Raw genomic sequence first — 8,987 nt, forward strand, 5'->3', positions numbered from 1 at the left:
TACTTTGTTAGATGCGATTTCTTTTAATGCTACTTTTGCTTCTTTCGTCTGTGATTCTGTTACCATGACCGGTGTTTTTAAAGCCGCGTGGAACTGTGCTAAACCTGCTCCTTGACGACGTGGTGATACTGGTGCGTCACCAAAATTAACCGGTTTAGATGTGTTCATCATAATATTTTTTGCACGTTTTACACGGTCAGCATTATCAAGTTTAAATTCATTAGCAATTCGCTCTAGAACGAGTGCACTTCCTCCGGCAACATGTGGTGCTGCCATTGACGTACCACTCATCATACCGTATTGATCATTATTTAATGTCGATAAAATCATGCCACCTGGTGCCGTAATTTCTGGTTTAAAATCTAAGTTTGATGCTAAGCCCCATGAAGTGAAATCACTCATAAGCCCCGCGTCAGGGTTAACGGTTGGGATTTCTTCACCCGTGAATGTTACGGTTGCGGCTTTTCCATCTTTTAGTGCTTCCACGAGTTTATCTCCATCGTTTTTCAGCATAAATAGTTGTGGAATAACGATTGTATCTTCAGATGCCATATTTATAAATCCGTCTTCATTGTTATAAATAATGACACCAGCTGCTCCGACAGCTTGCGCGTTTAACGCTTTTTCGGTAAACGGTAAATCTCCACGCTGAATCAATGCATATTTACCATTTAAGTCTTTTCCTTCAAACTCTTCTGGATGGCCTAATCCAGCTTCTACGACTTCAAATGTTTTTTCGGACACATCATTTGGATGTGTTTTTCCTGCCGACATAAATGGGGTGGATGTTTCCTCACCATCAATAGAATAGACGACTTCATCCATTTCCATAAAGTCATTTTCAAATGATGCTACCTGTAAGCTATTATATGCGACGCCTGGTGAGCCATTTACACCATAATCCGGGTTGGATACAGTTGGATACCAGAAACCATCACCGAAAAACGCTGAGTTACCGGCTGAGATGGATACGACAATGCCGTTTTCCACCGCATTAGTCACAGCTTGTTGTTCAAGGGATTCATCGGAAACAAATCCGGCAGGTGCACCGAGACTTAAGTTCAGAACGTCTGCGCCTAGTTTAATCGAATCATCGATCGCTTTTACATAAACATCTCCAAATGTTGATTGCATTAATGGGTCATTTCCGAAAACCTTTAAACCAAGAATTTGGACTTCAGGTGCAACACCTGTGATGCCACCATTTTTTTCATCACCATTTGCACCAACAGTACCAGAAACATGCATTCCGTGCATAGACGCATCAGAATGGTCTTCTATAATTTCATGTGTTTCATCCATATAGTTATATGCGTATGGTACTTTAGCTGTATAATATTTTCCAGGGAGACCATGTTCGTTTACTTTATTATTGACATCGGCTTCTGTTAGTTTAGCTGTTTGTTCATCAGATAAAACCATGTCCTGATGAGTTGGGTCAATACCAGTATCTATGACTCCTACAACCATGCCTTCCCCTTTGTTTTCAAAATCTCGCCACACTTTTTGAGCTTCAACTAGCTCTTTACTATACTTCATATCTGGCTTTACTTCTGGGCGCTCATACTCATTGACAAGATGTACGCCTGCAACATCTTTAATTTTTTCAATCTTTTTAATGTCTTTTACTTTAACTTCGGCACTAAAGCCGTTTACTACTGTATTAAAATCTTGTAAGTAATTTGGTTTGACATCTTTCTTTTTTATTTCTTGTTTAACTTTATCTTGTTTTGAAGTAGCTTCTTGTTGTAGTTTCTTTTGTTCACTTTTTGAAAGGCTTTTGAATAAGACACCTCGTTTCGTTGCCTTCTCAATTGGTGCCTCACCTTTCAATTCAACAATGACACGGACTTCCTTTTCCGGGTCTTCTGTTTCAAGAACTTGTGTTACCGACGGTTTTTCCTTTTTAACTGGAAGTTCTTTTATCGGTAACTGTGCACTAGCAAATGTCGCTTGACTAAATGCTAGAATGAAGATTAATAAGATCGCACTTATTTTTCTTAATGACCGGTGCATTCTCTTTCCTCCCTGATAAAAAATAATCCATCAAATAATATAGCGTTAATTGTGTCAGTGTGAGATTTCTTTTCTACCAATCTATATCTCCGAAAAATCCATCTAGTCAAATACAACGATTTATTTATAATTTTTAGATAATTTGTCATAAAAAAACTCTTCATTTCATTTAATTAAGTGTTTGATTATATTTTCTTGTAAAACAAAATTGAATAAAAGCTTTTGGTTGGATATATTAGATGGTCAATCGCGATAGGATGAAAGACATGGTCACAATGACACAATATTGATTTGCCTTCTAGTAAAATGTTCCCCCTTTCTATCAATGTCGGATATTACTATTGTGCCTTTGTCTTAATATTTACACAAGTGCCATAGGTCCTAGTTGTATTATACTATTTTTGCATATTTCGATAGTATTCGCCCTGTTTAGACAATTCTTTATAGTGTTATATAACTATTACTATAAGTCATAACTATATCTATTAATAGAATAGAAAAAGAAGTAGTTTCTGTTATGAAAACTACTTCTTTCAATGGTGGCGAGACAGAATCATATGACATATTGTAGCTAGCTCAACTACTTCTTTTTTTCCCTTCTCTTCATAGGAATGATCCGTAAAATCGCATCCAATACAGGGCGTTTACCATCCATAACGAGTCCGGCAATTTCGGCGATAATGTGAAGTAAAATCAAAACAAACACCGTTATAATTAATGATGTCGTAATACTTGCGGTTGAGAAAATAATAGCAAGTAAACCAAATAAAGCACTAAAGCCATATAAGATCAAGACGGTTGTTTTATGGCTATACCCTGATTGAATCATTCGATAATGAATATGTTTATTATCAGCCATCGCAATACTTTCTTTATTACGCATGCGGCGGATAATGGCTAAAAATGTATCAAAGATTGGTACGGCTAAAACAATAACGGGAATGATAAAGCTAAATAGAGCGATATTTTTAAATAAGCCTTGAATGGACACAACGGCAATCATAAACCCGAGATAATTCGAACCGGTATCCCCCATATAAATCTTCGCTGGATAGAAATTATGATATAAAAACCCGAGATTGGCACCGATTAAGACAATGCTTAAAAATGCAACAATCGTTTGTGAATCAATGAGCGACATGATAAAAATACTCGTCAAAGCAATCGTCGTCACACCTGTCGCTAAGCCATCGAGACCATCGATAAGGTTGATCGCATTGGTTATTCCGACAATCCATAATACTGTAATAAGAACACTTACAAACCCAAGCTCAATAACTCCGATAAATGGCAACGTGATTCTTTCTATAATAAGGCCTGATGAGATGAGAAAGGATGCTGCGATTAATTGACCGCTCAGTTTAATTATTGGGCGGATTGTATATTTATCATCGAGAACCCCAGTGATAACGATCACAATCGACCCCATAATAATTTCTGGTAAATGCTCATGTTCGGGCCATAAATATAAGAGCCCTAACATGGATCCAATAAAGATGGCAAGCCCACCTAAACGCGGCGTCACTTTCGTATGGATTTTCCGATGATTAGGAACATCCATGGCTTTAATTCTAAATGCTAATTTTCTAACTGGATATGTTAATAAGAATGTTGATCCCATCGCGATGAAAAATGCAATCAACATATCAGTCGTATACATAGTCATTCTCCTATAGTAGCAGGCTTGTCCTATTATTGGCTTCGTTTGTGTATCTTTATTTTTGAGTAGAATGCGACAATTTTTTTGTTTGTAGGTAGTTGTTTCTTTGTTTTAAAATAAATCGCATTTTGTTTGTTCCCTATATAAAGACATCTATAAGACAGCCTCGCTATTCAAAAGCACTCAAATTATATCAAATCAGTGGTATATTAAGCAAATAATCGTTAAGCCGTGGGGTGGTTGATGCTGGCATGGGATCGCGCGATTTTGGCCCCGCACTGCTCGATTCCGAACACGCACTGCTCGATTCCAACCACGCACCGCTCGATTTCGAACCTGCACCACTCGATTTCGACCCTGCACTGCTCGATTTCGACCCTGCACTGCTCGATTCCGACCACGCACCGCTCGATTTCGACCACGCACTGCTCGATTCCGAACACGCACCGCTCGATTCCGACCCTGCACCGCTCGATTTCGACCCTGCACCGCTCGATTCCGAACACGCACCGCTCGAATTTGATCCTCCGAGTACATGATTGAATTAAATCATTACCACCTTTCTTATGCTCTTAAACGTGAATGCTCATCTTTTCACAATTAATTCACATCTCATTCAAAACTGTCAAATAGTAGTGATTTAAATCACACCACTCTTTTTCCTAGCAATCTAAAATTGAATTATATCCATTGTAAAGGAGGATAGCGTTAGGGAGTTACAGCTTAGCACATTAGGTATGTGTATGACTTATAGGGGAGGTTTTTATAGTGAAGCAAAATGGGATTATTTTTATTATTACATTCATTATTGCCTTTGCTGGCGGGTACTTTATTTTTTCAGGTGGAGATCAAGCGGATCAAGCTCAATCTGCATCATCATCTGATACTGAAGCAACTGAACAATCTAAGGCTGAAGCCACCGATGCTGAAAAGCAAACGGATGAAGAAGCAGATGTTGCTGAGGAAACAGTACCTGCTGATGCGGAACCACTTAGTGCGAATAACTGTTTAAATTGTCACTCTGTTGGGTCTTTAGGGGCTAATGGTGGTACAACAGGTCCTGACTTATCCAATGCTTTTACAGATGTTAAAGGAAAGCATGGGAAAGAGCTAGATGAGTTCTTGAAAGAGCCAACATCACAGGTAATGACAGGTGTCATTGAAGGTGACCCGCTTTCAGATGAAGAAAGGGAACAGATTGTTGAAGCACTGAAAAAAGCAGCGGAGCAAAAATAACCGTTAGGAGGACACATAATGAATGTACAACGCATTTTATCTGCAGTATTAGGGATTGCTGCTGGGTTACTCGTCGCTTTTGTATTCTTTGGTGACTTTCAAAAAGAGGATTCAGCCGCTTCCGGAGAAAATAAATCTAAAGCTGAAAAAGTCTTCGTCCCGTATGGGGAATTAGATGAGTACTATATGCTTGCATCTGGTGGGCATTCGGGACAACTTTTCGTTTATGGCATTCCATCAATGAGAAAAATTCGTACCGTGCCTGTTTTTACACCAGATCCAGCGACAGGATATGGTTATGATAAAGAAACGAAAAAAATGCTTGGTGGCTATACTTGGGGAGACTTCCACCACCCTGCCGTTTCAGAAACAGAAGGCGATTATGATGGAGAGTTTTTATTTGCGAATGATGTAGGAAATAACCGTGTTGCTGCTGTTGATTTAAGTACGTTCCACACAGTTGACATTATGGACTTACCGAATATGGGTGGCCCGCATGCCGGGGTATTCCTCACATCAAATACGGAATATATCGCTTTACCTACACGATTTGCTCGTCCATTAGGTGGAGAGTATGCGTCATTAGATAAGTATGAAGAAGAATATAAAGGTGTCGTATCAATGACAACTTTTGATAAGAAGAAAAAAGAATTTGATCTTGCATTCCAAATTGTTCTTCCACCATGGTCTTATGACTTATCAGATGCTGGGAAGAAAGATTCATCCGATTGGATTGTTATGACAACATATAATACAGAATTTGCAACAACAAATTTAGAAATTAACGCTTCTCAAAATGACCGTGACTACATCGTCATGATTAATTGGAAAAAAGTTGAAGAAGCTGTGAAAGATGGTAACTTTGATGAAGTAAATGGAGCAAAAATGGTTGACCCACGTGATATAAAAGGTGCGATTTATGCTGTGCCTGTTGCTAAATCACCACACGGCGTCGACGTCACACCAGATGGAACACGTTTTATTGCTTCAGGGAAATTAGCACCATTAATGACTGTGTTCTCATTTGAAAAAGCATTTGCAGCCATGGAAAAAGGCGAATTTGATGATGAAAAATTCGGTATTCCGATTCTTCCATATGAAGATGTCATGGAAAGAGAAGTCGACCCTCCTGGGGCACTCGGACCATTGCATACACAATTTGATGATAAAGGACACGCTTACAATACAATGTTTATTTCATCAGAAGTTGTAAAATGGAAGATTGATACTGGTGAAGTCATTGATCGCCAACCAGCTTATTACTCACCTGGACACTCAACTGCTGCTGAAGGTGACACGGTTGAACCAGATGGAAAATGGCTTGTTGCTTTAAACAAAATTGCTAAAGATAACTTCTTATCTGTCGGACCGTCACATCCAGAATCAATGGATTTATATGATATTTCAGGCGAAAAAATGGAGCATATTATGGCCGCACCAGTCGATCCAGAGCCACACTATGCGCAAATTATCCATCGCGATAAAATTAAGCCGATGAAATTATATGAAAAAGATGAAAATCGCCCTAACTCTGTCTGGTCTGTTGATGATGCTCATATCGAAAGAAAAGGTGATGAAGTCCATGTTTATGGAGTTGCGCTTCGTTCACGTTTTGTTTTCGATGCGAAAGCTAAACGACCTGATGCTGTAACAGTAAAACAAGGTGACCGCGTCTTCTTCCATATGACAAATATTGATTTAGACCAAGATATTACACATGGCTTTGGAATTAATGATTATAACTTGAACTTTGAAGTTCAACCTGGGCAAACGAGCACACTTGAATTTGTAGCAGATAAAGCGGGAACTTACCCAATTTATTGTACAAACTTCTGTTCAGCCTTACACCAGGAAATGAGCGGTTATTTACTAGTTGAACCTAAGTAAATTGCCTTTCATGTATAGGACAGATTCTCGCATGGGCGGGAATCTGATCCTTCTTTACTAGAGGAGATGACGAAGATGAAGTCAAAATTATCTAAGGTATCTATGTTCAGTTTAATTGCAGCGGCCATTATTTTAGTTCTAAGTTTATTTGTTCCATGGTGGGGAATGAAGTTTTATGCCCCGCAGTATCCAGAAGGCTTGGACATCATTGTATATCCGACAACTTTAGCGGGTGATATCGAAGTCGTCAATGGCTTAAATCATTATATCGGCATGAAACCATTCAGTAATGACACATTCCCTGAACTTCAATTCATGCCTTATATCATTGTCGCTATCGCTATCCTTACTATAATCGTTGCATTTTTAAGAAAAAAATCATTGCTTTATGGCTTAATTGTAACTTTTGCTGCCGCTGGTGCTTTAGGAATATTCGATATGTATCGCTGGTTGAAGAAATTCGGTACCGAGCTTGATCCTGCAGCTCCGATTGATTTAGATCCTTTTGTGCCACCGATTATCGGTGAGAATACAATCGCAAATTTCGTCACGAACAGTTATTTTACATGGGGTGCTCTATTACTTGGGATTGTCTTTTTACTCATGGTTTTCCCTCTATGGAAGGACCGAGCAAAATGAAACGGGCGATCATAGGAGCTATCCTGACCGTTTTAATATGTATAGGGATTCATCCTGTGTCAGCACAAGCAAATGAGTTGCAAAAGCATATTAAGCATACTCCCAAAAACGGGGTACTTGAACTAGATGCAAAAATATATAAAGGAAATGTTGTCATCGATAAGCCTTTGACAATCATCGGAAAAAAGGGAACAAAAATATACGGTGACAAATCGGGAAATGTCATAGAAATTCGTAGTGATGACGTTACTTTAGATCAGTTGGAAATTAAGTATAGTGGTTTAAGCCGTAGTTCTAAAGAAGAGTATTCTGGTGTTCGAGTTATGGGTAACTCTGCAACATTAACAAACTTATCCATCTCAGACAGTTATCATGGCATTTATTTAAACCGAACAGAAAATAATGTCATTAAAAATAATACGATCGTTGGCTTTGGTGCAGAAGTTTTAGGTGACCAAGGTTACGGTATTTATATTAATCGTGCCGGAAATAACGAATTAGAAAGTAATTATATTGAAAAAACACGTGACGGTATTTATGTTGAATACGCAAATAATAATGAAATTCGTAACAACACCGCGACAAAAACGCGATACGGTCTACATTATATGTATTCGAATTATAACACGTTTGAAGGAAATCATTTTAATCAAAATGTCGGTGGCGCTGCCATTATGCACTCAGATCATATTACATTAAAAAATAATACCTTCTCATACAATCAAGGATCTCGTGCATTCGGCTTAATCATTCAAACGAGCCGTGATATCCATGTTTTAAAAAATGAATTCCATTTGAATCAGCGCGGCCTTTATGTAGAACAATCGACTAGTAATCTCATTGAACAGAATGAATTTTATAACAACCAAGTTGGGGTTGAAGTATGGGCTTCTGCTACGGCACATGTATTTACTAAGAATACGTTTCATAGTAACCATACGAATGTTCTAGCAGTAGGTGGCGAATCCAATAATGAATGGTTTAAAAATGGCGTCGGTAACTATTGGGACACGCCAATGCTTGACTTAGATAATGATGGCATTAGTGATATGGGTTTAGAACAAACATCAACATTAAGTCAATTAGTCGAAGCAAATGAATTGGCATATTTGTTTCTTGATAGTCCTGCTATAACGATTTTCGAAAAAGCGAATGAACTTTTAAGTAATGAAGAGGTTATGGCTTTTGATCAACATCCACTCATGCCGGAAAATCGTTTAAAATCATCTGCCATCATTTGGATTATTGTGGCGGGAAGTATGATGGGATTGTTCGTATATTTTAATAAAAGGGGTCAATTATCATGGCGTATATTTGGAAGGAAGGATTAGAACAAGCTCGTGGAAAAGGGTTATGGCTCGGTCTTGGATTAATTATGTTTGCATCGATTTTCATCATTGCCGAGGCCCGCTCTTTTCCAGCTGAGCTCGGCTTTGAAGCAATGCTTTTATCACTGTTTGATACGAACATGTATCTCGTTCCTTTGTTTTCAATGTTTTTATCCTCCTTTTCAATGTTTCAAGAAAAAGAGATGAAAACAGCTGTCATT

7 protein-coding genes and 1 pseudogene are annotated in these 8,987 nt (G+C 38.4%); 5 read left to right on the forward strand and 3 right to left on the reverse strand.

Features of this window, described 5'->3' with window-relative positions; genetic code table 11:
- The 3 genes from VIG73_RS11985 to VIG73_RS15760 form a co-directional block, all read right to left on the reverse strand.
- On the reverse strand, window positions 1-2,016 hold a 2,016-nt coding region (locus VIG73_RS11985; RefSeq protein WP_331642292.1), incomplete at its 3' end, for a S8 family serine peptidase.
- Window positions 2,017-2,596: 580 nt separating this feature from the next.
- Window positions 2,597-3,676 carry an MraY family glycosyltransferase gene (locus VIG73_RS11990; RefSeq protein WP_331642294.1) on the reverse strand — a complete coding sequence of 360 codons (1,080 nt, stop codon included), beginning with the start codon at window positions 3,674-3,676 and terminating at the stop codon, window positions 2,597-2,599.
- Window positions 3,677-3,874: 198 nt separating this feature from the next.
- Complete coding sequence (locus tag VIG73_RS15760) at window positions 3,875-4,213, reverse strand: hypothetical protein (RefSeq protein ID WP_414648409.1); 339 nt, start codon at window positions 4,211-4,213, stop codon at window positions 3,875-3,877.
- Between the two features lie 231 nt (window positions 4,214-4,444).
- Between VIG73_RS15760 and VIG73_RS12000 the strand changes: the two genes are divergently transcribed.
- The 5 genes and pseudogenes from VIG73_RS12000 to VIG73_RS12020 all read left to right on the forward strand — a co-directional run.
- A complete protein-coding gene (locus tag VIG73_RS12000; RefSeq protein WP_331642298.1) occupies window positions 4,445-4,912 on the forward strand; it encodes a c-type cytochrome in 468 nt (155 codons plus the stop codon).
- 18 nt (window positions 4,913-4,930) lie between these two features.
- Window positions 4,931-6,799 (forward strand): Sec-dependent nitrous-oxide reductase, encoded by a 1,869-nt coding sequence (gene nosZ, locus VIG73_RS12005; RefSeq protein WP_331642301.1) that lies wholly within the window; start codon window positions 4,931-4,933, stop codon window positions 6,797-6,799.
- Between the two features lie 75 nt (window positions 6,800-6,874).
- Window positions 6,875-7,438, forward strand: coding sequence for a hypothetical protein (locus VIG73_RS12010; protein WP_331642303.1), 564 nt, complete (start codon window positions 6,875-6,877; stop codon window positions 7,436-7,438).
- Entirely contained in the window at window positions 7,435-8,769 is a 1,335-nt protein-coding gene (nosD, locus tag VIG73_RS12015) for a nitrous oxide reductase family maturation protein NosD (RefSeq protein WP_331642305.1), read from the forward strand. The genes VIG73_RS12010 and nosD overlap by 4 nt, the downstream gene beginning before the upstream one ends.
- Window positions 8,742-8,987, forward strand: a pseudogene (locus VIG73_RS12020) (copper ABC transporter permease); the annotation flags it as partial. The gene nosD and the pseudogene VIG73_RS12020, both read left to right, overlap by 28 nt.

The organism is Cerasibacillus sp. (genome assembly GCF_036516575.1).
Classification (GTDB): Bacteria; Bacillota; Bacilli; order Bacillales; family Amphibacillaceae; genus Cerasibacillus.

Excerpts from the sequence above, each read along its gene's own strand:
- VIG73_RS12010 (WP_331642303.1), top strand. The coding sequence starts at position 6,875 with ATGAAGTCAAAATTATCTAAGGTATCTATGTTCAGTTTAATTGCAGCG.
- nosZ (WP_331642301.1), top strand. The coding sequence starts at position 4,931 with ATGAATGTACAACGCATTTTATCTGCAGTATTAGGGATTGCTGCTGGG.
- VIG73_RS15760 (WP_414648409.1), bottom strand. The coding sequence starts at position 4,213 with ATGTACTCGGAGGATCAAATTCGAGCGGTGCGTGTTCGGAATCGAGCG.
- nosD (WP_331642305.1), top strand. The coding sequence starts at position 7,435 with ATGAAACGGGCGATCATAGGAGCTATCCTGACCGTTTTAATATGTATA.
- VIG73_RS11990 (WP_331642294.1), bottom strand. The coding sequence starts at position 3,676 with ATGTATACGACTGATATGTTGATTGCATTTTTCATCGCGATGGGATCA.